Here is a 23486-nt window from a genome sequence, read left to right as displayed (position 1 = left end):
CAAAAACGCCATCCTTTCCTATGATTCTACAGAAAGAATAGCGTATTTTTTCATTTTAGGGGGAATTTTGTTTTGTTAGCTTGATAGCGATGGGATACCGCCAGCAAATTGAAAAAACCCCACACTAAGATCATGTCGAATCAAAAACGATATCTTTAGAAAAGGGAATTTGCAAGGAAAATAGGCCTCTTTGTATAAAGTGAAACTTCCATCAGTGGAGAGTTTTTTCATCTCCCACTGATGGTTAGTTGAACCAATCGGGGTCTTACTGTCCGTTAATACGGGATAAATAAAATTTATTTTACGAAAGATAAAAAATATATGTGGAATATGTATTCAAGGAGACTATGAAATCATAACTAAACATCAAGAACTGGAGGGTATTAATTGAAACTTTCAAAGCATTTATTATTTCTTCTCTTAACAACAATTGTATTTTCTAATCCCATCTGTTTCTCTAAAGCATTCGCCAGTGAACTTGAAAATGTTACAATAGACAAGGTTACTACTTTCCCCTACAGTATTAAAAACGGTTGGATATTCCTCCCTAAAACAGCTGGAACTCTAACTGTTAGTATTACAGCTAAAAATGCCAAAAGGATTAAATTTTATTTAATTCCGACAGGAACAGCAACTTATAATCAAAGAAAGTTAATTGGGATTTCTGAGGGTAAGAATGGTAAATTTTCATTTAAGTGGAACTTTAAAGAGGATCAAAATATTTTTCATCATTTCGCAGTGGAAGCAATAAATTCAAAAAATCAAGTAGCTACTACAGGTGTATTATTTAGTGTTACTAATGAATAAAAGGAGGGAAATCCCTCCTTTTATTTATCTGCTTTCTTTGTGAAAATAGGAGGTATTGTGCTTAATAAATCAGTTGGTTCTCCCTCATTTGCAGTGTTTTTCATGTATCAACCATGGATAAGCCTCGAAAATTATTATCAAAAATTCCTTGTCCCTCTTTATTCACACAATTTAATTGTTCAAAATTATAATCACTAGTAAATTCCCTGTTAATAGACCCTTTCTAGTGTCCTCTAAAAATGTTAATATTTTTTCGCACTTAAGTTGCTCGCTTATACATACTCAACCAATTGTTGTTACCTTGTACACTCAAAAATTGGACCTCTAGAAAAAATGAATACTCCCATCTAAAATGATATAAATCCAGATTAATGGTGATGTAGCACTACCTCAAAATACACCCTACTCATTTACTAAATATTATTGGCATATCATCAATACATCTTTTCCAAATCATATGATCATACCCATTACCCCAATAATCCTTCATTAAATAATCAGGTTCTCCAAATTTCCCCTTCCATACCTTCTGTGCATTTGTATATCCGCTATCTAAACAAAATTCTTGAATCCCCCTGCTTAACAAGGTAAGAAACATTGTATTTAAAAGTAGTTTTCCTATACCACGCCTTTGATAATGTGGATGTACAAACACGGTTCCTATCTCAGGTAAATCTTTTAATACTTTATTTGTGCAGCTGTTAATGAGTTCACTAGCTGGTCCATATTCAATTGTACCAATAACTTTGTTGCAATTTGTATCTGTAGCTATCAAAAAATATCGATTTTTTCCATTGCTATCAAAGTCACATTTCAAATATTCTTTCTTACTTTCAATTTCATTTTCTATATCATCCAGTAGTTCCGATAAACCTTCTCTAGCAAACGTATCTTTAATAGTTGTACTAAAAAATTGATTTAGCTCTTCAATGTCTTTCATTCGCGGTCTTCTTATCTCAACATTGCACATCGAAAGTCACTCCTCAGTTCTCCAAAGTTTTTTCATCGTTTGTCCTATAATAGTCGTTGCTTTTTCTTCATTTTCTATATGCGCAAGTGACATACCAGGTTTTATATATTCTAATAATAAAAATTCATAGTCAGAATCTGAATCAAGTAGTGGCACTACTCCTTCTCCTTGAAAATAACGAAGCGCTTCTATTTCGTTGTCCAATTCCTCATATGGTACACCGAGTTTTAACACAACTTCTTGTCCATTTTTCTTTCGAGCCCTTGAATCGTACTTGGCAGATTTTCAATCCATTGCTGCCCTCGTTCTCCGTGAACATCTTGTATGGTCGTTTTGAAAGATGAAGGTATGTGTAACATCGTTTACTCAACTTCTAGTTTCACTTTTAGATCAAAATAAGCATCCTCCAACCATGGATGAATAACTTTTAAATTCTCTCTTCGCTCCCATAAGTATGAAATGTATGCAAAACAAGCGTGTTCTAATGATTGCTCTAATGCTTCTTTTATTTCTACAATATATGGGGGTGTCCCGTTTTGATCCCATTCAATCTTATCTGCAACAAATAACACCATATCTATAGGTGTCGCATTTTTCCTTAATGTTGTATGACAGCTAATTGCATCTAATATTCCCTCATTGTTCACTTTGAAAATATCTTCTGCAATTCTTCTTGATATTTTCTGATGAATAATCATCGGAAGTATTCTTTCTTCTTGTAACACCTCAATTTGCATTTTTTCTGCTACTTGAATACGTTCATCATTTGGGATAATGGCACTAATATCATGGAGATAACCAGCAATCGCTGCTTCTTCTTCATCTAATCCAAATCTCTTGGCAATTCTTTTTGCTTCATTCGCGACCCTAACAGAGTGCTCATATGTGTGAGGTTTATTATATTGTTCTAGTATATGTTGAATATCTAGCTCCCAATCTCCTGTTAAAGAAATAGAGTGTATCATTTGGTTCATTCTATAATCCCCCTTAAAAATGCTTGTAATTATTTAGTTTTTATTCTAGAAATATAAAAAAATCCCTTCTCATTACGGTACATGAAATTTTTAAATAAAAATTATATAAAGCCATGTACACACTAACAAATGTATTTTTCTTTTTATTTGCTACAAAAAATAGAACTCCTATGTCATTTATTTTTACAATCCGTCCTTTAAACAATAATCAGTAATTGATATTATGTAAAAATAGAGAAATGCTTTATCAAATGTTAGGATGTGTTTTTATTCAATGGTTTTACAGTCTATCGATTATGAAATCTTTCAGTGGATCAACTCGTATGTTTATAAATACCCTTTTCTAGATAAAATGATGATTTTTTTCGCCGAGTATGCCCAGTACATTTTAATTGTTGCATTACTCGTTTTATGGATTACAAATAAAGAAAATAGAGTGACAGTATTTCAAGCTTTATTCGCATGCTCCTTAGCATTTACTATAAATAGAGTGATTGAACTGTTTTTCTATCGCGATCGACCATTCGTCTCGCATCATATTAAACAATTAGTTGATCACGCTGCAAATTCTTCTTTCCCGAGTGATCATGCTACAGCTGCTTTCGTAATTACTGTAACAATTTGGCTATGTAGTAGAGGAAATACATTTATGTGGATTATTTTTGGAATGGGTATTGCTTTTTCAAGAATTTGGGTTGGTGTACATTATCCTCTAGATGTATTGGCAGGGATGATCCTTGGAGTATGTACTGCACTACTTGTCCACTATCGAATTATGAAAATGAATCTTATAAACAAAATAACAAGTTATTCCTTATTTCAAAAATAGAAGCTGTTAGAAAATCTTAAGTAGTTCCGATAATGTGAAGTAATAACTAAATAATAGTGTCAACTCCCCCCCACTTAAACGCTAACACGTTTTGAAGTGGGGGCTTGAAAAAAGCCCTGGTTGTCTAGCCTCGGTCTTTCATGGACTCCGCTCGTAGGTTGCATACCCAAGTTTCTGAACATAGACTTATATGATGTAAAGCCCGCTATAATAGGATTTTGTACCCTTAGCGTACAATTTTTTACTTTCGGTGATGTGACCCCTGATAGAGGTCCAAAGGGACAATTCCTATTTAACTCATAGAAATTGTCCCTTTGGTTATTGAGCGTTCTTTTGATTGTTTAAATGAAATATATATTGATAATAAACCGTTCAAAGTTAAGAAGGTAACCATGATTCTAGTAAGTAGTGCAATATCAGCAGCAAATATTTTTATCGAATGCCATGGAGATCCTGTACTATAAATTAGTAATGGAATAATAGTAATAGATATAATTAAAAGTATAATTCCAGAGATACGCCATAAGCTTCTTTTACGAATCTTTCCTGATTTAACCTTTACTAATTGATAAATAAACATTATAAAAAGTAAGCATAATATTCCTATCATGGTCAGTTGTATAATAGGGTTGTATTTAGGTACATCAACAGGCTCTTTCCCATTTAAAATATTGATAATCCCTTGTTTCAGGTGTATAAGTGCCTCTTCTTCTAAAATATGATTTTTATTAGTAAGAATCACACCTCCCCAACCCGTTTCTGGTATAAAGAATACTTCTGCATGTGAGTCAGAAGTTGAACCTGAATGCCATAGCATTTCTTCTTTAGAATTTGGACTTGAGATTCTTACACCAAGACCATAATATCGATTTTCACCTGTTTGAACATAAGGCGATAAATAAAGGTTCATAGTATTTTTGCTTAAAAAATTGTTACTCTCGCGCTGACTAAGCAATGTAATATACTGGACCATATCTGTCGCACTTGCAGTTATGTATCCATATGGTGCTCCTCCATTATCATATGTTACTGAACTTTTTCGAGGGATCCCTAACCAAGACTGATATCCGGCTAAATATCCTTTTTCATATGCCGTATCATTTTCAGCTGCGGCACTCTTCATACCTAATGGTAAAAACACTTTTTGTTCCATGTATTCAGAGTATGGTTGATTGGTAACTTCTTCGATCAGAGTAGCAAGAATTAAGAAATTGGCATTACTATATTGATGCTTTTCTCCTGGTACGGCAGTCAGCTTAACTTTCGATAAACTTTCTACATTTTTCTTTATAGCACCCAAATCTTTAGATTCTCTATCTGATATAGATAAGCCAGAATAAGTACTTATCCCACTTGTTTGTGTAAGTAAATGTTTAATTGTTATTTGGGATGCTGCTTTTTTATCTTTAAGTGTAAACCATGGAATATACTTTTGGACCGGATCATCTAAATGAACGGTACCTTCTTCAATTAATCTCATTATGGCTAAGCCTGTTAATGATTTACTTATCGATCCTATTGTAAAGGGAGTTTCAGCGGTTACTTTTTCTTCAGATTCTCCCGTTACACCCCATGACTTAGAATAAAAAATATCATTCTTATGAACAATAGCAATAGAAGCTCCTGGAATTCGATGTTCTTCTAAAAATTTTTCGACATAGCTGTCTATAGTACTTTTAATATCTTGTTCGGCGAATACATGCGAGGTTGGTAAAAACAAAATAAACACATTAAATAATAAGCATACAATTGTAGCTTTTAGCATTTTCATTTTATTTCACCTGTTTAAATTTATTTTTCGTATATAAAACATTACAAACACGGAAACTAACAAAGAAGTAGAAAGGCTAATGAACATTAGTAAGAAGTTCCACCATGAATTATCTGATATCTGATAAAAGATATTATAATCGAACAAACTGTTAGTATTTAGTGGGTTAAAGGATTCTGTTAAAAACATTGACAGTATTAGTTGCAAACCGAGATAAGTAACAATTAAAGTAAATAGCCCTATTGAAAATAAAATTCCCGTTCTACCTTTGGATTTTCGTATGTTTTTTATTTCAGAATGAAGATCTATTCCATTAACCTCTAAAAAATCTTTGACAAATGTTGTTGCATCTCCTAATTCATTTATGCTATTTAGGCCGTGTTCACGAGATTCTTGAATATGCTCTAAAAGCTGCTGTTTAATATTCTTTCTGTGTTTTGAACTTATTTGATATTGCTTTAACTCATCGAGAACTTCGCTTAAAAATTGTTTTTCTTCGATGGTCAATTTAATATTCATTCCAATTGATCTCCTTTCAAACCATTTTGAAGTAGGGATTTTATATCCTTTTGTAATTCTAACCACTCATTGATTTTTTTTTGAAGATACAATTTCCCTTTTTCATTTATTTCATAATAAACTCTAACCTTGCCATTTTCCGTCATTTCACGGTAAGTATTAACCCATTCTTGGTCTTTGAGCTTAGTTAGAATAGGATAAATGCTGCCTACTCCTTTCAATTTTAAATTGTGTTCTTCTAATTCCTTCATAATTTCATAACCATAGCTTTTTTCCTTTGACAAAATAGATAACACACACATTTCTAAATGACCTTTAATTAAACTTGTTCTATCCATAGGATAAATTTAACAAAATATATACTTCTTTCAAGTATATATTTTAAATAAAAGTAAAATAGAATAAGGATCGAATATAAGTATTGATAAAAGCTTCCCTTTAATGATCCTTTTTGAGAGATGATACATAAGGATACCATCCACATTTTAACGAAAATATAAGCTAAGCAAAATCCGGCTCATTTTTTTCGTTTTGGAGAACAACCAAATTTTTAAGTTGATGGAGATTTATAGTGATCCCTGTATAGTTAAAAAGACATATAAAATACGCTCTCTTCTCCTATAACTCTTTCTTGTAAATTTAAGAACCATAACTTCTCCATAAATAAAAAGCAGCAACTATACAGTTGCTGCTTGCTCAATTTTTTTTGTTATTTCTACACTTTTGATTTGATGGGCATCTTTAGAAAGAACCTTAAATTCATATTCTTCACTTTTTATGGTCTGTCCTTCTTTGATATCATAATTCTGCATCATAATCCAACCACCAATCGTGTCAACATCCTCATCATTCATATGTAATCCTAGCAAATCGTTTAATTCACTAATGAGTACCTTACCTTCTACTAAGAAATGCTGTTCATTCATTTGCTGAATGGGCGGATGTTCATCTTCGTCATATTCATCACGAATTTCTCCTACAATTTCTTCTAGAATATCCTCAATGGTTACAATACCAGCTGTACCGCCATATTCATCATACAATACAGCCAATGGAATACGCTTCTTTTGCATTTGCAGTAAAAGATCATGTATCGGAATACTTTCAATAGCTTCTATTACTGGACGTGTATACGAGTGGATCGAATCGGATTCTTTAGCTTCTTTATTCAGGTAACGAATAAAGAAGTCTTTCACATTCACTATCCCAATGATTTCATCTTTGTCTTCTCCAAATACAGGATAACGTGTGTACTTTTCATGACGAATTATTTTTATATGATCTGCTAAAGAATTATCTACATGTAGCCCTATAATTTCCGTTCGAGGGACCATAATTTCTTTAGCAATACGATTATCAAATTCAAAAATATTATTTACATATTTATACTCAGCTTGATTAATTTCTCCGCGCTCATAACTTTCAGAGAGAATGAGTCGTAATTCTTCTTCTGTATGAGCCACATCATGCTCTGATGCTGGTTTTAAGCCAAATAGTCCTGTTATCATCCTTGCGGAGCCATTTAACAATCGTATAAATGGGTACATGATTTTGTAGAACCAGATAAGCAGAGGCGAAAGTAATAAAGTAACCTTTTCAGCCTTTTGAATCGCGAATGTTTTTGGTGCTAATTCTCCTACTACAACATGTAAGTACGTCATGATAATAAAGGCAATTCCTAAAGATAATAAACTTGTAATGTAAGGATTGATATTCCATTTATCAAATAAAGGGTGTAAAAGTCTTTCAATGGTTGGTTCACCTAGCGCACCTAGTCCCATCGCTGTCACTGTAATCCCCAATTGGCAAGCTGACAAATATTCATCCAGGTTTGTGGTCACTTTTTTAGCCGCCAGCGCACCCTTCTTTCCTTCTAATACAAATTGGTCAATCTTTGATCCTCTTACTTTTACTATGGCAAATTCTATTGCAACGAAAATTGCTGTAAAAGCGATTAAAACCACTACCATGATTAAACTTAATATGTTCAACTAATCCCCTTAGCTTCCCTGAAACTAAAGGATCCACCTCCTGATAATTTTTTCTCATTCCCTTAATACTGCTGTATACAACCTAAAATATTATTGTATATAGCTTAAATTCTCATAATTATTAGGGGTACTCTGAGAAAATTGAGGTAGTTCAGCCACCTATCCGAGTCACCATCCGATTCCAATAATGTTCCACCGCCTTGATTAAATTATCTATATGCTATCATGCAACATAAAGCGTCGTCAAACATTAAATTGTTTTTTTGAAAATTACATTAAATTCTAAGAAGCTTCTGTAATTCAAAGTTTTCACATCATAGATATACATAAAAAACCTTCATATTTATGTTGATGTCCCAAATAATTCTATTAGGGGTCCCAACGCATGCCCATCAACTTAAGAGCCCAAAAACACAAAAAAACGTTATCCTTTCTAAGCAAGCTAGATTATTAGAAAGGATATTTGAAACATAGCGGGATAAATTAAAATGATTTTATTGATCCATTCGTCCTCAGTAGAACTTTCCTCTTTATAGTCAGTCGTGAAAAATCTATTAATAAAGCACTTTTCTATTTTAATAATTTCGTTAGTTTTAGGATGAATAGAGCTTAGATACTTCATTGCCGATTTTATATCTCCTTGTAAACATAATGAATAAAATTCCTCTATTGAATAAATGATTTTGGACTAACTTTTTTCTATATGAACAATATGTGAAAGCGCTCACAAAATTATTATATTATGTTAGAATAATGATGAAATAAATCCAGAAATGTTAGAGGAGGAAGGCAAAATGAAGTTACATGGTATCAAAAAAGCAGGTGTAGCAGCAGCCATTACTACCTTAATAGTTGGAGGATTTGCTATTCCCGCAAGCGCTTGCACATCGGTTTTTGCAGGAAAAAAAGCAACCGTAGATGATTCGGTCATGGTTGCACGAAATGAGGACGTATCTAGTGCATGGTCGAAACACGTCAAGGTATTCCCTCGTAAAACACATAAATCAGGGGAAAAACTAAAATTTAAAACTGGACTAACAGTAGATCAACCAAAGGTATCCTATAAGTATATTGCAATACCAGACTGGGATCCTTCAAAAGGGCCTTTTGAAGAAGCAGGGATAAATGAATATGGAGTAGCTATTTCTGCTACAAATAGTGCTTATGCAAATAAAAAAGCAGAGGCATCTGACCCATTTGTGAAAAAAGGTGTTAGCGAATCGGTTATTCCAACCTTGATTTTACCACGTGTTAAAACAGCCCGTGAAGGTGCTGAATTACTAGGACAGTACATTGAAAAGTGTGGTTCTGCTGAAGCAAATGGCGTTGCGATCGCAGATAAGAATGAAATTTGGTACTTTGAGGTTGGAACAGGACATCAATGGGTAGCAGAAAGAGTACCTGATAATGCTTATTTAATTGTTGCAAATGGACTAAGAATCGATAATGTGAATCTTTCCGACACGAAAAACTTCATGGGCTCTAAAACATTAATTTCTCATGCAGTTGAAAAAGGCTTAATAACAAACAATGATAAAGATCATAATCAAAAATTTGATTTTGCTGGAACTTACGGTGATGTTGGTCAAAAATACAATACACGTAGAGAATGGTGGGGACAAAAGACATTTACTCCATCTATAAACCAAGGTGCTGAATTAACACGTTATCCATTATTTATGATTCCGGATCAGAAAATTACGCCAAAACAAGTGATGAAATTCTTGGGCTCTCATTATGAAGGTACTCCATATGATACTTCTACAAGTACAGGTAAAGATGAGCGTGCTGTTGGTGTAGATCGTACAGTGGAATCCCATGTTATTCAACTAAGATCTAATATGCCTGCTGATATTGCCAATGTTATGTGGCTTAGCCTAGCAAACCCGGAATATAGTGTTTATTTACCATTCTATCAAGGAACATATGACACACCAACTGCTTTTAAACTTGGTAATGACAAATATGATGATCAATCAGCTTACTGGGCTTTCCGTGCACCAGCTGCTTTAGCTGCAACAAACCCAGACACACTTGGAGTAGGATTGAAAAACTATTGGGGTAAATACGAGGATCAGTTATTTACAAAACAAAGTTCGGTTGAAAAAAAGGCTACAGAGCTTTATAAGGAAGACAAACAAAAAGCAATTAAATATTTAAATAAATATAGTAATGACACGGCTACAGATGCATTTACAAAAGCAAAACAATTAAGAAATGAATTAATTACGGATATTTCAAAAAAATCAAAAGACGTCTTCAACCCGGATTTATGATCTATAATCTATAAGAAATGAAGAAACTTTTGGGTCAGTCCTCACAGCTTTTAAGCTGCGGGACTGACCTCTTTTTTGATTGATCCATTCAGGCAATTATATAATAAGTTGATTTCCAATATTCACAAATAGGCTATCCCCCATCTTAGAGAGACGCTTAAAATGGGGAGTTTTCATTAAGAATTACACTTCATGCAGTAGCGATTGTTTATAATGTTTTTCCACCCTATTTAAAACAACATCACGCTCTTTGTCCCATACGGAATGCCACTCAAATGTTCCCGGTTCAAAGAATAGCGGAAACCTTTTTCTAAACCAATCTTGCATCGGTAAATGTAACGCATCTTTTCTATCTACCCATACTAATTCTCCTTCAGGCGGCTTTTCAAGTAGCTTTCCTTCAAAAGATGTTGCCAAATAATTAAACACCATATATCGCAACTTCGTGTTTGGCTCACAAAACTCGGTAATTCCTTTAAAGATGATGTCTTTTACGATTAAACCTGTTTCTTCATGTACTTCTCGGATCGCTCCATCTACAATACTTTCTGGAAAGTCGACTTTTCCGCCAGGAGCAATGTATCCTGGAAAACCTAAACGATCTGGTCGATTTATAAGTAAAACTTTATCTCCATCTTGCACCATACACATCGTTAACATTTTGCATTCAAAATGACTCATCAAACATTTCCTCCCTTATGTAGATTCATTGCTGAAAAATGTATTTTAAGAAATCCCTTATTATTTTTTTCTTGCTAAATACAACGCAACAAACTGTGGTTTTTCAATTTCCCCACCATGTTTTTCAATTACGCTATGAATACTATAAAACAATTTTTCTTTTACCTCTTGTGAAAGCAAACGATGGGCAGATTGAGTATGTAATAACGCAATATAATCATCACTTGTATATATATCAGTCCATTGATAGGTTTTTACAACTAAATTTTGAAACAAATTATGCCGTATTGTAAGATTTGTTCGTTCTTCAATTAGCTCTTCTGGCGTTGGTAACTTGTTAGGATGTAAATGCGGTGCATACTTTTCATAGCAATCTTCAATCTCTCGAAAAACATCTGTATCAGGTTGTATGTGATATGTCCAAAAGAAAGCCATTGTTCCATGTTCGCGCAGCAAATTTGCTACTTTCAGATAGCCAATTTCAGGATTAATAAAATGAAACGCTGTTGCTGAGACAGCAAGTGCGTATAATCCGTCCTGCTGATTCCAATTTTCAAAATCTCCTTGATACACATGTATACCATTCTCATTTTGGAATTTAGAAGCTGTAAATTGAGCTAATCGTTCTCCTAGCTCAATACAATCAATCTGCTTATATCCTAACTGGGCGAGTCCTTCCGTTGCTTTACCCGTACCACAACCAATTTCCAGAATTCGATCTTCCTTCTCGATATTTGCATACGTAAACAAATCTTGAAAAAGTTCCTTTGGATATGTAGGTCTTATTTTCTCGTATTCTTCGGCAATATCATCAAAAGTATATTTTCTTTCTTCAAAATTTACATCCACTCGTTTCTTCCACCTCTTTCTTAAAAACTTCTACTTCACTTATAATTTCATCCAAAATAATTGAAATATCTTTCTTTTCTTGTTTCGCTTGTACTAGTTTATTTGACTCATACCATTTTCGACCTATCGCAATTCCAATCGGACAATCTTGCTCCCACGTTTGTAGTAATCGGTCTACAGCATGTCCTCTCCGCAATACAAAATCTGTTTTCAGAACAAATTGTACGATTTCAAGTTCTTTGTACGGACCTAAAACCTTCATATTTTTCCCTTGTAAATAAGCATTTCCATCTTTCAAATTGGTTGCTCCGACCACCTTATCTCTTGCTGCATAATGAATATTTCTAATCCCAGACATAACAATAGCACCAAAACATAAAGGGCACGGTTCCATCGTAGAATACAATTCATATTCCTTTCGCATAGCGTTCGTTTCTAAATTATTTATTTTTAATATTGCATTAACCTCTGCGTGAGCAATTTTGTTATTACATATTTCATTTGGCACCGCTTCCGTCTCGTACACTGTATTTCTACCTTTTGAAATGATATTCCCACTTTCATCTACAATAACGGCACCAATTGGAAATGAATTGTTACAATACGATAACCATGCTTGATTAAAACATTCTTTCCATGGTTCAGATAATGTTTGCCACATATCAGATTATGCCCTCCCTTTATAAGTTTTAGAGAAAAGATATGACTTGCTTATACAAATCGTGTTTCTCACCTTCAGGTATGCCTTCTATTAATCTTGCTGCCATAATCGGTAAAAACCATAATTCTATGTCTTTCCACGTACCTTTTGATAAAGTTAAATACTCGTTTACGTACTCCTCACAAAATGCATGGCGCAGCGCCATAATACCTTGTTTCACTGGTTCTGGTATACTTGCTGGTAGATGGGCATGTTCTAATATAATAACTGTACGTGCTACATCAGCAAATGGATTCCCAAAGCCTGCTGTCATCCAATCGATAACAATCGGTCCCTGCTCTGAAATTAAAATATTATCAGGATGAAAATCCATATGGCACACTGCTTGATCCGTCGGTAATGTTGCGATATAGGTTGCGATCTTTTCTTTTTGCTCAGATGTAAATCGACTACAAAAATTTACATGCGAAATTAAAGTTTCACATATATCCGAAAATGCACTAGATTTCCGGCTATGAATTTGAAAATGTAATTCAGCAAATCTTTTTGCTTCTTTCCCTACATGCAATGGGTCTTTTGCTAGTAGCTCAGTTAAAGTTACACCATCAATTTTTTCATAAATAATACCCGTTCTATTTTGATAAGATATCTTACCCCCTACTTTAGGAACTGGTAATCCAAGATTTTGAATTTCTTGACTTGCAAGAAATTCTCTTTCAATAAGTGATTCATGAATACTATCATGAAATAGTTTTACAATTTCTTTGTCGTTCCATAAATAAATCTCTGCTGTATTTCCCGCTCCGATTTTTTCTTTCATTGATTCGTCCTACTTTCATTAATTCGTTATACATCTTCTATTTATTTCCTTTTCAAAGGCTGTTTTTCCTTCTTTATTCGACAAAATTCACACAAGAAAAAAGGCGAACCCTTACCCTCGTAAGAAATCCGCCTTTTTCTCATTCTATTACTTTATATATCCTTTATACTATTGCACTTTCTTTACCTTTTTCAACATAACTCATATCACCAACAGATTCGATTTTATACTCTCCATCTTTATAGTGAATTTTAGTTACACTTGCATTTTCTAGTCCAAGTTTTATTTTACTATTATCAATCATGTCTACTAATGCTGTGATTGCAATTCCATGAGATACGATTAAAACGTTACCTCCCCCATTTTTGGCAGTCTCTTCACTAATTTTATCAAGTTCTCTTTTTATACGGATAGAAAAGGTTTTCCAATCCTCAGCTTGCTTTGTATCGTCTGCCACTGCAATGAAATTCACAATTTCTTCAATAGATAACTTCATGAATTCCTTTGCTGATTTCACGCCAGCAACAGTTCCAATCATTTTTTGCATATTTTCATTCTTATCGCCTTCAAAAATTCCGAAATTTAATTCACGTAAGTCTTTCCTTTGTACAAGTTTTAACTTTGATTGCTCACTATATTTTAATACTAAGTTAGCAGTTTCAATAGCGCGGCCACTATCACTACTGTAAGCAGCAACAAAATGAATATCTTTTAACCCGTTTCCTAGATTTTTAGCTACTTCAACACCCGTTTCTACTAATGGAGAATCCGCCCAACCTTGCACACGCTCACTAGCATTTAACATTGTTTTCCCATGTCTAGTAATATATAACGTAACTGTATTATCTAGTGTGTTACTACTCTGTTCTATCTTATTCATTACTTTCTCCCCTTTTAGAATATAGCCTATCTGTTTAAATTACTGGATTTCATAGACCAATAAATTGAAATTCAACTTAATCCTCAATTGCTTGAGGCCTTTTATAATCAGTGCTAACTTGTATTCTTTTACAATTATACCATCCATAGAGTTAGATTTTCCATTCTGTACGCTAACGTGATACAAGCGTTATCATCCTGAGATTTTCTATTGAATTCACGTAGTTATGTTCTTACAACAATAAAAAGAGCGAAACCCTATCTTATCAATACAGGATTTCACTCTTTTTTATAAAGTGAAACTTCCGTCAGTGGGGGTTTTCTTCATCGCCCACTGACGGAAGGCCCGCCCAATCGGGCTTTTACGGGCAGTTATCCCCCGCCTATCTTCTTTAGAAAAGCGGAAGCGGCTCGCCCAGAATCGCAGGACGTTGGAGCCCGCGACAGAGAGGCGCTTTTTGCCTCGTCCGAGGGGGCGAAACGACCGGAGATTCTAGCCGCTAGAGCTGGACAATACTTCTCTCTGAATCTTGAGGTGGGGAGCTTACTGCCCAAAAATAGCGGGATAAACAATCAGAACTTATTCTAAAGCTACGGCTATTAAACCTTTTCATATAACTTTGTTATGAATGCTCTATTAAGCTGGATACAGAAACCTCTTGTTCATTATTCGGTTCACTGAGCGGATAAATTCTTGCTATTTCGTTCGTTTCATCTACATTTTGAATGTAAATTTGAACCCCGTTGTAGGTTACATTAGCCATAACTGGTGAAGCGGCAATCTCTTGTGCACGTTGTTTATTCATCATTATAACCTCCTTTTTCGTCTAACAATTATAATATTGACTTCCATTCTCTCAAATATTCTTGTTATTTCATATTAAGTAAAGTACTCATAACCACAAACTAAAAAGCAAACTTCCTATATGAAGGAGTTTGCTTTTAAAAATCACCGTTGTTTCTGAGACTGTATCCCTTGAATATATGCCACAACCTCAGGATTCACAAGTGAAGATAAATCTCCAAGTTCTTTTCCTAAATACGCAGCTTTTATAACGCGGCGCATCACTTTTGAGTTACGTGTTTTCGGCAGATCTTCGACAACATGAATATCTTTCGGGCACAATGCTTTCCCAATATGAGAGTTTACTAGACTTAATAACTCTTTTTTCAGTTCTGGTGTAAACACAGTACCCTCACGTAACACAACAAAACAATGACATACTTCGCCTTTCACTTCATCTGGAACTCCAATTGCCCCAGCTTCGATGACATCATGGTGTTTTACAAGAATGGATTCATACTCCGCAGGTCCAATGCGTTTTCCAGCAATATTTAACGTATCATCAGAACGACCTGTGATAATATATTGTTCTCCATCATATAACACCCAGTCACCATGCACCCATTTGTTTTCAAAACGAGACCAGTATGTATTTACATACCGATCGTCTTCTTCCCAGAAGCTCTTCGTCATACCGACCCATGGCTTTTCTAGACATAATTCTCCGACCTCATTTTGAACTGGTACACCGTTTTCATCTAATACAACAGCGGCCATTCCTGGTAGCGATGCATTAAAACTAATTGGCGCGATTGGTTTAATGAGGACATTTCCAAAAATACCACCAGAAATTTCAGTACCACCAGAGTAGTTACAAATTGGGACCCTTCCTTTGCAAACTGTTTCAAAGAGCCACATCCATGGATCTGGATTCCATGGCTCACCTGTTGAACCGATTACTTCCAAACTATGTAAGGAATGCTTCTCCACCCATGAATCGCCTTTTGCCATTAATGAACGAATTAACGTTGGTGAAATACCAAGGTGCGTTACTTCATAACGATCAACCATTTCCCATAAACGATCTGGTTCTGGATAATCAGGAACACCTTCATATATAACCATTGTCGCACCGTTAAGAAGAGAACCAAATAGTAAAAACGGTCCCATCATCCAGCCCATATCAGTAATCCATAACACACGGTCGCCTTGTTTGACATTCATACCAAAACCAGCATCAAATGCTGCTTTTAACGGAAATCCTGCGTGCGTATGCACCGTTCCTTTCGGCTTACCTGTTGTACCAGATGTATAAATAAGCATAAGCGGGTCGTCGCTTTTCATTTCTTCTGCGTGTGTAAATGGTTTGTCTTTTTCAAGAACACTCCATGAAATATCATAATCCTGCGGTGTAAACTCATTCCCCGCATGACGAACAATTACGACTTTTTCAACACTTGGACAATGCTCACATGCTTTATCTACTTCTTCTTTTAAAGAAACTGTTTTACCGCGGCGAGCAAATCCATCTGCGGTAATAATCATTTTAGAGCCTGCTGCTTGTACACGCGTCATCACTGCATCTGAAGCAAATCCTGAGAAAATAGGAGAAATGATTGCGCCAATTTTCATAACAGCTAACATGGCAACTACTGTTTCTGGAATCATTGGCATGTAAATGGTTACACGATCACCTTTTTCGATTCCTAAATGCTTTAAACCGTTTGCAACGCGGCTTACCCAATTGTCTAGTTCCTCATATGTAAATGATTTTGATGTACCGTTTTCACCTTCCCAAATAAGCGCCTGCTTTGTTTTCGTATCATCTTCTGCAATCCAACGAGATAGTGCAGATTCTACAACATTGCAAGTTCCATCGACATACCACTTAGCAAATGGCATACCGTTTGCTAAGTCTAACACTTCTGTATATGGTCGCATCCATTGATAACCTACAGCACGCTCTGCTGCTTCCCAAAACCACGCTGGATCTTCAATAGACTTTTCATAAAATGTTTCATAATCATCATAACCAAGCGATTGCATCCATTGATATAAGCGTGTGTTTGCTTTATATTCCTCGGCCGGAAACCAAACTGCTTGCTTCACGATTTGTCCCTCCTTCTGTTTTGAAAAGGAAAGCCCTTTAACAGGGCGCTCTCACTAATATATAAATCTATTTTGATGTTTCAACATATAAATCACTACTATTCAGAACAAAAGTGACCTGCACTTGTTTTCTCTCTTTGTTTTCGCACCGCACGTGGCAGGAAGAGGCCCTAACCGCTACTATACATAGCCAGTCCCTCTCAACCATTTAAAAAAATACTTTTCTTCCTTTTTTCATAAAGTGGCTGAATAGTTACTTCACTTTTATACTGGATAAACTGGATGTTTACGATCTGTAAATACTTGATATTTACTCATATACATATCAAAACGTTGCTTTAATTCAGTGCGTAATTGGTTTGGGTGAACAATACCATCAATAACCATTTCTGATGCAAGACGATAAATATCAATATCTTGCTTATACTCTTCACGTTTTTGCGCGATAAAGCCCTGGCGCTCTTCTTCTGGTAGTGCTGCAATTTTATTTGCATACACTGCGTTTACCGCTGCTTCTGGTCCCATTACCGCAATTGAAGCCGTTGGAAGAGCAAGGCAGCAATCAGGTTCAAACGCAGGGCCTGCCATCGCATATAAACCAGCACCGTATGCTTTTCTTACAACGATAGAAATTTTCGGCACAGTTGCTTCGCTCATAGCGGAAATCATTTTCGCACCGTGACGAATAATACCAGCTCGCTCTACCTTCGTACCAATCATAAAGCCTGGTACATCAGCTAAGAATAAAAGCGGAATGTGGTAAGCATCGCAAAGTGTAATAAATTTCGCTGCTTTATCAGCAGAGTCATGGAATAATACGCCGCCTTTCATACGAGGCTGATTCGCAATAATTCCAATTGGCATACCATTCATACGTGCAAATCCAGTAATAAGTTCTTGTGCAAATAACTTTTTCACTTCAAAGAAGGAGTCTTCATCAATTACACGTTTAATTAAATCGTGCATATTAAAAGGTGCATTTTGATTTTCTGGGATAATTTGTTCTAATGTTTTTTCGAATTCTTTCGGTTCTTGAGGTTCTGTCATTGGAGCTTTTTCTAAATAGTTGCTTGGAAAGTAAGAAATATATTGACGTGCTTTTGAAATTGCATCTTCCTCTGTTTTGCAAAGGACATCTCCGCAGCCAGATACAGAGCAGTGCATACGTGCTCCGCCCATCTCTTCTAATGTCACTTTTTCACCGATGACCATTTCAGCCATACGAGGCGAACCAAGATACATAGATGCATTTCCTTCGACCATCATCACAACGTCGCAGAAAGCAGGAATGTATGCACCGCCTGCAGCAGATGGACCAAATAGTAAACAAATTTGCGGCACCTTTCCTGATAATTTCACTTGGTTATAAAAAATGCGCCCTGCCCCGCGTCTGCCTGGAAACATTTCAACTTGATCTGTAATACGTGCGCCAGCGGAATCGACAAGATAAAAAAGTGGTACACGTAATTTTTCAGCTGTTTCTTGAATACGTAAAATTTTTTCTACTGTACGAGACCCCCATGATCCTGCTTTTACAGTAGAATCATTTGCCATTACACAAACAGTGCGTCCATTTACTTTACCAGTTGCAGTAACAACTCCATCCGCAGGCAATCCTTCTCGTTCACAGTTTGCAAATAATGCATCTTCTACGTACTCACCGTTATCAAACAAAAGCGCAAGACGCTCACGAACAAATAGTTTTCCTTTTGCTGTATTTTGCTCATGATATTTCGGTGCACCGCCTTGCTTTATCGTTTCTACACGCTCTTCTAATGTACGAGATTGTTGTTTTTGATCTAGCATATTCATTCCCCCTTATAAATCGGCTTCCGTTTTTCGCGAAATGCTTGTAATCCTTCTAAGCGGTCTTTCGTATGAATAACACCTTCGTACGCTTGCTTTTCCATTTGTAAACCTGTCTGCAAGTCTACTTGCATCCCATTTGTAATTGCTTCTTTCGCACGGCGAACTGCAATTGGACCGTTCGCTGCAATTTGCTTGGCAATTTTAATTGCTTTTTCTTCTAATTCTTCAGCAGAAGTAACATATTCAACAAGTCCGTATTCCTTTGCTTCTACAGCCGAAATACGTCTTGCTGTATAAATTAATTCTTTTGCGCGTCCCATTCCAATTAAACGCGGGAGACGCTGCGTCCCGCCAGCTCCTGGAATAATTGCAAGCGAAGTTTCTGTTAAACCAAGACTTGCTGTTTCCGAAGCGATTCGAATATCACAAGCAAGACTTAATTCTGTACCGCCGCCAAGCGCAATTCCATTGATAACTGCAAGAACAGGTTGTGATAATTCTTCTACCATATCCATAGTAGAGCGAATCATTCCAACTGCATCACGCACTTGTTCTTCGTTCATATTGGCACGTTCTTTTAAATCTGCCCCTGCACAAAATGCTTTTACCCCTGCCCCTGTAATCATTACGACACGGACATCATTTTCTTCGTTAATACGACTTAGTGTTTCTTGTAGTTCTTCTAAAAGAGCAAGTGATAAAGCATTTGCTTGCCCTTCACGATTTAATGTCACTTTCACGATATGAGGTGTTACGTAATCAACTGAAATATTTTGCAGCTGTAACATGGGATCACCTACTCACTGTTTTATGTTGCAAAGCGCGGTACACATGACTCGGAATCTGCGTACCTAGCTTGCTTTGAATAAATTTTGTTGCTTGTAATAGCTTTTCTTCATTTACATTTGTTTGTACACCCAGTTTATGAAGCATGTGAACTAAATCATTTGTTGCGACGTTTCCAGACGCACCTGGTGCATACGGGCATCCACCAAGACCACCGCATGAACTATCAAAAGTTGTAACACCGCATTCCAATGACTTTACTACATTAGCAAGTGCCATGCCGTACGTGTTATGGAAATGCATCGCAAACTTAGAAGAATCATATTTTGGGAGTAAGTGCTCTAGTACACGCTCTACTTGCGCTGGATTTGCCACCCCGATCGTATCCCCAAGTGATACTTCATAAATGCCATATGAAAACAATTTGTTACAAAGTTCATCAACCGTATGAACGTTAACTTCGTCCTCATATGGGCAACCAAATACAGTTGATACGTAACCACGTACCTTTTTCCCAGAAAATAATGATTGTTTCGTTATCTCTTCAATAACAGAAAGTGCTTCATCAATTGATTTATTAATATTTTTCTTATTATGAGTTTCACTAGCAGATAAAAAGACGTTCACCTCATCTACATCTTGCAACAGCGCCCGTTCCAAACCATTTTGATTTGGAACGAGAGCTGCATATGTAACGTGCGGTTTCCGCTCAAGCGCAGCAAACACATTTTGTGCATCGGCTAAAGCAGGAATCCATTTAGGGTGAACGAAAGATGAAACTTCAATATAGGAAAGACCTGCGTCTGCCAGCATATGAATCCATTTCACTTTATCTTTTGTACCAACAATTTTCTTTTCATTTTGCAAACCATCACGCGGCCCAACTTCTTTAATAGAAGCAAAAGAAGGTAATTTCAATCGATTGCACCCCGTTTCTCACTATTCGATTTCTACTAATACATCTCCCTCATTAACAAAATCGCCTTCCTGCACAAGAATTTTCATAACGGTGCCAGCTTCTTCTACAGCGATTGGAATTTCCATTTTCATAGATTCTAAAATGACGACATCCTGATCTTCCTCTACTGTATCTCCTACACCCACTACAATTTTCCAAACGTTTCCTGCCATCGATGCATATACTTTTGTCATCATTTATTTCCCCCTTTAAATTTCGTAACCTTTATTTTTTCACAAGCTGCTTCGTTACAAAGCTTGTTGTGTAAATACCACTCTGGAATACTTCATCTTCTAAGACTTGCAGAAGCATCGGCGTATTTGTTTTAATACCCTCTACTTTTAGTTCTTCTAATGCTGCTTGTAGCTTTTGGATTGCTTCTCCTCGCGTTTCCCCATGTGCAATTACTTTTGCAATCATCGGATCATAAAACGGAGTAATTGCTACACCATCTTCTAAGAAATGATCAATGCGCACTGATGTTGGAAGAGACAGAGAAGTAATTTTCCCTGGTGATGGGAAAAACGTTTTTGGATCTTCAGCATAAATGCGCGCTTCAATGGCATGACCACTACGCTTTACTTCATCCTGTGTAAACGAAAGGGTTTCGCCTGATGCAATTCGCAATTGCTGCTCAACTAAATCAAGACCAGTAATTTCTTCTGTTACCGGATGTTCTACTTGTAATCTCGTATTCATTTCTAAGAAATAGAAATTTTTCTCATCATCAACAAGAAATTCAATCGTTCCTGCATTTGTATAGCTGAGTGCTTTCGCAGCTTTCACTGCAACCTCACCCATTTCTATGCGCGCTGCTTCATCTAAAAATGGAGATGGCGCTTCTTCAATTACTTTTTGATTACGGCGCTGCACCGAACATTCACGTTCCCACAAATACACCGTATTCCCTTGTTTATCAGCAAGCACTTGAATCTCAATATGATGCGCATTTGTAATCAATCGTTCCATATACATTTCCCCGTTTCCGAAGAAATTCTTTGCACGCGTTTGATTACTTTCAAACGCTTGAGTGAGCGCTTGTTCAGTTTCTATCACTTGCATACCAATACCCCCGCCGCCAGCGGATGCCTTTAACATAAGTGGATAACCAATTTGGCCTGCAATTTCTTTTGCTTCTTCAACAGTTGGAATACTAGATGAAATACCAGGTACAATAGGAACTTCAGCCGCTAACATTGCTTTGCGAGACTCAATTTTGCTTCCCATCTTTGCAATCACATCTTTGGAAGGACCGATAAAGACAATTCCTTCTTCTTCACAACGCAATGCAAATGTTGTATTTTCTGACAACAATCCATAGCCTGGATGAATTGCCTCTACTTTTGTTTCTTTCGCAATTTCAATGATCTTTTCAAGATTTAAATAGCTTTCTTGAACACGTGGACCACCGACAAGATGTGCTTCACTTGCCATTTTCACATGAAGGGCAGATTCATCAGCTTCTGAATAAATTGCCACTGTTTGAATTCCTAGTTTTTCACACGTCTTTATAATACGAACAGCAATTTCACCGCGGTTAGCAATTAATATTTTTCGAAACATAGTGAACCCTCCTCTTAGCGACATCCTAAATGTCTTGAAATAACGAGACGTTGAATTTCAGAAGTACCCTCACCAATTTCTAATAGCTTTGCATCACGAATATGACGCTCTACTTCATACTCACGCATATATCCGTAACCACCATGAATTTGCACAGCTTGGTTAGATACACGGCTTGCTGTTTCAGATGCAAAAAGTTTTGCCATCGCAGCTTCTTTTCCGAATGGTTTATCATTGTCTTTTAACCAAGCGGCTTTATGTACCATATTGCGTGCTAATTCAATTTCTGTTGCCATATCTGCTAATTTAAATTGAATTGCTTGGAAGTTTGATAGGGAACGACCAAATTGTTTGCGCTCCTTCGCATATTGCAGTGCACGCTCAAATGCAGATTGAGCAATCCCTACTGCTAATGAAGCAATGGAAATGCGACCACCATCTAACGTATATAAAAATTGCTTAAATCCTTTATTTATATCTCCAAGAATATTTTCCTTCGGTACACGAACGTCATCTAAAACAATTTCACATGTATTAGAAGCACGAACGCCCATTTTGTCGTACGGACTAGAAATTGTTAATCCTTCGCTATTTGTCGGTACGATAAAAGCAGAGATACGTTTTTTACCGCTTTCCTCAACACCATTGATAGCGGTTACAATAATCGTATTTGCATACTCGGCATTTGTAATCCAGCACTTCTCACCGCTAATTACATATTCATCACCATCTAATACGGCTTTCGTTTGTGTGCCGCCAGCATCAGATCCAGCATTTGGCTCCGTTAATCCAAATGCACCAAGTGTCTTACCAGATGCCATTGGAACTAAATATTTTTGTTTTTGTTCTTCTGTACCAAAATAATAAATAGGAGAAGCACCTAATGAAATTGTCGCCGCATAACTTAACCCTGTACCACCACAAGCGCGGCCAATTTCTTCAACTGCTAGTGCATACGATAACGTATCGCCGCCAGAACCACCGTATTCTTCAGGGAATGGGATTCCTAACAAACCAAGTTCGCCCATCTTTTGAAACGTTTCATATGGGAATTCTGCCGTTTTATCATAATACACAGCCTTCGGAGCGATTTCCTTTTCAGCAAAGTCGCGCACCATTTCTTTAATCATTTGTTTTTCTCTAGTAAGAGTAAATTCCATTTGTCACACCCCTTATCGAATTCGTTATTTCGACAGCACGTGCGTATATAGTACAAACATTACTCTAAAGAAGAATGAATAATAGTAAGATAATTGCTACAATTCTGTCACAATTTAATTGTAAAACAGAATCTGTACTATTGCACAAAAAAATTCCTACATTGTTCTACAACAACATAGGAATGAAAAAGTCGAATTATGCAGTTTTTTGTTTAATAATCTCTATCTTTACATAAAATAGACTCTTTCTAGACGTTTGTCCGTTACCGCTATTTACCTATTTGCATTAA

22 protein-coding genes and 1 pseudogene are annotated in these 23486 nt (G+C 36.1%); 3 read left to right on the top strand and 20 right to left on the bottom strand.

Features of this window, described 5'->3' with window-relative positions; translation table 11 throughout:
- Nucleotides 1–387: 387 nt before the first annotated feature.
- A complete protein-coding gene (locus ACIGHG_RS19945; RefSeq protein WP_396550167.1) occupies nucleotides 388–807 on the top strand; it encodes a hypothetical protein in 420 nt (139 codons plus the stop codon).
- 406 nt (nucleotides 808–1213) lie between these two features.
- Here the strand turns inward: ACIGHG_RS19945 and ACIGHG_RS19940 are convergent, their stop codons facing one another.
- The 3 genes and pseudogenes from ACIGHG_RS19940 to yqeK all read right to left on the bottom strand — a co-directional run bounded on the left by ACIGHG_RS19940 (nucleotide 1214) and on the right by yqeK (nucleotide 2751).
- Nucleotides 1214–1777: a GNAT family N-acetyltransferase gene (locus ACIGHG_RS19940; protein WP_396550165.1), complete on the bottom strand. Its 564-nt coding sequence runs from the start codon at nucleotides 1775–1777 to the stop codon at nucleotides 1214–1216.
- A gap of 6 nt (nucleotides 1778–1783) precedes the next feature.
- Nucleotides 1784–2023 (bottom strand): annotated as a pseudogene (locus ACIGHG_RS19935) (aminoglycoside phosphotransferase family protein); the annotation flags it as partial.
- A gap of 116 nt (nucleotides 2024–2139) precedes the next feature.
- Complete coding sequence (gene yqeK, locus ACIGHG_RS19930) at nucleotides 2140–2751, bottom strand: bis(5'-nucleosyl)-tetraphosphatase (symmetrical) YqeK (protein WP_396550163.1); 612 nt, start codon at nucleotides 2749–2751, stop codon at nucleotides 2140–2142.
- A gap of 274 nt (nucleotides 2752–3025) precedes the next feature.
- Between yqeK and ACIGHG_RS19925 the strand changes: the two genes are divergently transcribed.
- A complete protein-coding gene (locus ACIGHG_RS19925; RefSeq protein WP_396550161.1) occupies nucleotides 3026–3580 on the top strand; it encodes an undecaprenyl-diphosphatase in 555 nt (184 codons plus the stop codon).
- A 292-nt stretch (nucleotides 3581–3872) separates the two neighbouring features.
- On the opposite strand, the gene ACIGHG_RS19920 is transcribed toward ACIGHG_RS19925, so the two are convergent.
- From ACIGHG_RS19920 to ACIGHG_RS19905, 4 genes are all read right to left on the bottom strand, one after another.
- Nucleotides 3873–5351, bottom strand: a complete 1479-nt coding sequence (locus tag ACIGHG_RS19920; protein WP_396550159.1) for a serine hydrolase domain-containing protein — start codon at nucleotides 5349–5351, stop codon at nucleotides 3873–3875.
- A 6-nt stretch (nucleotides 5352–5357) separates the two neighbouring features.
- Nucleotides 5358–5870, bottom strand: coding sequence for a hypothetical protein (locus ACIGHG_RS19915; RefSeq protein ID WP_396550157.1), 513 nt, complete (start codon nucleotides 5868–5870; stop codon nucleotides 5358–5360).
- Nucleotides 5867–6208: a PadR family transcriptional regulator gene (locus ACIGHG_RS19910; protein ID WP_396550156.1), complete on the bottom strand. Its 342-nt coding sequence runs from the start codon at nucleotides 6206–6208 to the stop codon at nucleotides 5867–5869. The genes ACIGHG_RS19915 and ACIGHG_RS19910 overlap by 4 nt, the downstream gene beginning before the upstream one ends.
- A gap of 339 nt (nucleotides 6209–6547) precedes the next feature.
- Nucleotides 6548–7861, bottom strand: a complete 1314-nt coding sequence (locus tag ACIGHG_RS19905; RefSeq protein ID WP_396550154.1) for a hemolysin family protein — start codon at nucleotides 7859–7861, stop codon at nucleotides 6548–6550.
- A gap of 794 nt (nucleotides 7862–8655) precedes the next feature.
- On the opposite strand from ACIGHG_RS19905, the gene ACIGHG_RS19900 reads away from it, so the two are divergent.
- Entirely contained in the window at nucleotides 8656–10137 is a 1482-nt protein-coding gene (locus ACIGHG_RS19900) for a C69 family dipeptidase (RefSeq protein WP_396550153.1), read from the top strand.
- A 183-nt stretch (nucleotides 10138–10320) separates the two neighbouring features.
- Here ACIGHG_RS19900 and ACIGHG_RS19895 read toward each other — a convergent pair whose 3' ends face one another.
- From ACIGHG_RS19895 to ACIGHG_RS19835, 13 genes are all read right to left on the bottom strand, one after another.
- The gene (locus ACIGHG_RS19895; protein ID WP_336474024.1) at nucleotides 10321–10818 is read right to left on the bottom strand and encodes an 8-oxo-dGTP diphosphatase; all 498 of its coding nucleotides are present in this window, start codon (nucleotides 10816–10818) and stop codon (nucleotides 10321–10323) included.
- Between the two features lie 60 nt (nucleotides 10819–10878).
- On the bottom strand, nucleotides 10879–11667 hold the full coding sequence (locus tag ACIGHG_RS19890; RefSeq protein WP_336474025.1) for a class I SAM-dependent DNA methyltransferase: 789 nt from the start codon (nucleotides 11665–11667) through the stop codon (nucleotides 10879–10881).
- Complete coding sequence (locus tag ACIGHG_RS19885; RefSeq protein WP_336474026.1) at nucleotides 11651–12328, bottom strand: nucleoside deaminase; 678 nt, start codon at nucleotides 12326–12328, stop codon at nucleotides 11651–11653. Before ACIGHG_RS19885 ends, ACIGHG_RS19890 begins: the two co-directional genes overlap by 17 nt.
- A gap of 28 nt (nucleotides 12329–12356) precedes the next feature.
- A complete protein-coding gene (locus tag ACIGHG_RS19880) occupies nucleotides 12357–13148 on the bottom strand; it encodes a phosphotransferase family protein (RefSeq protein ID WP_336474027.1) in 792 nt (263 codons plus the stop codon).
- A 163-nt stretch (nucleotides 13149–13311) separates the two neighbouring features.
- Nucleotides 13312–14028 (bottom strand): histidine phosphatase family protein, encoded by a 717-nt coding sequence (locus tag ACIGHG_RS19875; protein WP_396550149.1) that lies wholly within the window; start codon nucleotides 14026–14028, stop codon nucleotides 13312–13314.
- A 622-nt stretch (nucleotides 14029–14650) separates the two neighbouring features.
- Complete coding sequence (locus ACIGHG_RS19870) at nucleotides 14651–14833, bottom strand: small acid-soluble spore protein H (protein ID WP_336474094.1); 183 nt, start codon at nucleotides 14831–14833, stop codon at nucleotides 14651–14653.
- Between the two features lie 143 nt (nucleotides 14834–14976).
- Nucleotides 14977–16920 carry an AMP-binding protein gene (locus ACIGHG_RS19865; RefSeq protein ID WP_336474029.1) on the bottom strand — a complete coding sequence of 648 codons (1944 nt, stop codon included), beginning with the start codon at nucleotides 16918–16920 and terminating at the stop codon, nucleotides 14977–14979.
- A gap of 264 nt (nucleotides 16921–17184) precedes the next feature.
- The gene (locus ACIGHG_RS19860) at nucleotides 17185–18726 is read right to left on the bottom strand and encodes an acyl-CoA carboxylase subunit beta (RefSeq protein ID WP_396550147.1); all 1542 of its coding nucleotides are present in this window, start codon (nucleotides 18724–18726) and stop codon (nucleotides 17185–17187) included.
- A gap of 2 nt (nucleotides 18727–18728) precedes the next feature.
- Nucleotides 18729–19517 carry an enoyl-CoA hydratase gene (locus tag ACIGHG_RS19855; RefSeq protein WP_396550145.1) on the bottom strand — a complete coding sequence of 263 codons (789 nt, stop codon included), beginning with the start codon at nucleotides 19515–19517 and terminating at the stop codon, nucleotides 18729–18731.
- 4 nt (nucleotides 19518–19521) lie between these two features.
- Entirely contained in the window at nucleotides 19522–20433 is a 912-nt protein-coding gene (locus tag ACIGHG_RS19850; protein WP_396550143.1) for a hydroxymethylglutaryl-CoA lyase, read from the bottom strand.
- 21 nt (nucleotides 20434–20454) lie between these two features.
- Nucleotides 20455–20670 (bottom strand): acetyl-CoA carboxylase biotin carboxyl carrier protein subunit, encoded by a 216-nt coding sequence (locus ACIGHG_RS19845; RefSeq protein ID WP_090911426.1) that lies wholly within the window; start codon nucleotides 20668–20670, stop codon nucleotides 20455–20457.
- A gap of 28 nt (nucleotides 20671–20698) precedes the next feature.
- The gene (locus ACIGHG_RS19840) at nucleotides 20699–22036 is read right to left on the bottom strand and encodes an acetyl-CoA carboxylase biotin carboxylase subunit (protein ID WP_396550141.1); all 1338 of its coding nucleotides are present in this window, start codon (nucleotides 22034–22036) and stop codon (nucleotides 20699–20701) included.
- A gap of 14 nt (nucleotides 22037–22050) precedes the next feature.
- A complete protein-coding gene (locus ACIGHG_RS19835) occupies nucleotides 22051–23196 on the bottom strand; it encodes an acyl-CoA dehydrogenase (RefSeq protein ID WP_336474034.1) in 1146 nt (381 codons plus the stop codon).
- Nucleotides 23197–23486 lie beyond the last annotated feature (290 nt).

The sequence above is a fragment of the Bacillus sp. NPDC077411 genome (assembly GCF_044543425.1).
GTDB lineage: Bacteria > Bacillota > Bacilli > Bacillales > Bacillaceae_G > Bacillus_A > Bacillus_A bruguierae.
This window is presented reverse-complemented; position numbering and strand designations above follow the sequence as displayed.

Coding starts and splice junctions, on each gene's coding strand:
- ACIGHG_RS19840 (WP_396550141.1), bottom strand. CDS start 22,036: ATGTTTCGAAAAATATTAATTGCTAACCGCGGTGAAATTGCTGTTCGT.
- ACIGHG_RS19880 (WP_336474027.1), bottom strand. CDS start 13,148: ATGAAAGAAAAAATCGGAGCGGGAAATACAGCAGAGATTTATTTATGG.
- ACIGHG_RS19875 (WP_396550149.1), bottom strand. CDS start 14,028: ATGAATAAGATAGAACAGAGTAGTAACACACTAGATAATACAGTTACG.
- yqeK (WP_396550163.1), bottom strand. CDS start 2,751: ATGAACCAAATGATACACTCTATTTCTTTAACAGGAGATTGGGAGCTA.
- ACIGHG_RS19940 (WP_396550165.1), bottom strand. CDS start 1,777: ATGTGCAATGTTGAGATAAGAAGACCGCGAATGAAAGACATTGAAGAG.
- ACIGHG_RS19860 (WP_396550147.1), bottom strand. CDS start 18,726: ATGCTAGATCAAAAACAACAATCTCGTACATTAGAAGAGCGTGTAGAA.
- ACIGHG_RS19855 (WP_396550145.1), bottom strand. CDS start 19,517: ATGTTACAGCTGCAAAATATTTCAGTTGATTACGTAACACCTCATATC.
- ACIGHG_RS19835 (WP_336474034.1), bottom strand. CDS start 23,196: ATGGAATTTACTCTTACTAGAGAAAAACAAATGATTAAAGAAATGGTG.
- ACIGHG_RS19900 (WP_396550153.1), top strand. CDS start 8,656: ATGAAGTTACATGGTATCAAAAAAGCAGGTGTAGCAGCAGCCATTACT.
- ACIGHG_RS19925 (WP_396550161.1), top strand. CDS start 3,026: ATGGTTTTACAGTCTATCGATTATGAAATCTTTCAGTGGATCAACTCG.
- ACIGHG_RS19845 (WP_090911426.1), bottom strand. CDS start 20,670: ATGATGACAAAAGTATATGCATCGATGGCAGGAAACGTTTGGAAAATT.
- ACIGHG_RS19895 (WP_336474024.1), bottom strand. CDS start 10,818: ATGAGTCATTTTGAATGCAAAATGTTAACGATGTGTATGGTGCAAGAT.
- ACIGHG_RS19915 (WP_396550157.1), bottom strand. CDS start 5,870: ATGAATATTAAATTGACCATCGAAGAAAAACAATTTTTAAGCGAAGTT.
- ACIGHG_RS19870 (WP_336474094.1), bottom strand. CDS start 14,833: ATGAATAAACAACGTGCACAAGAGATTGCCGCTTCACCAGTTATGGCT.
- ACIGHG_RS19885 (WP_336474026.1), bottom strand. CDS start 12,328: ATGTGGCAAACATTATCTGAACCATGGAAAGAATGTTTTAATCAAGCA.
- ACIGHG_RS19910 (WP_396550156.1), bottom strand. CDS start 6,208: ATGGATAGAACAAGTTTAATTAAAGGTCATTTAGAAATGTGTGTGTTA.
- ACIGHG_RS19920 (WP_396550159.1), bottom strand. CDS start 5,351: ATGAAAATGCTAAAAGCTACAATTGTATGCTTATTATTTAATGTGTTT.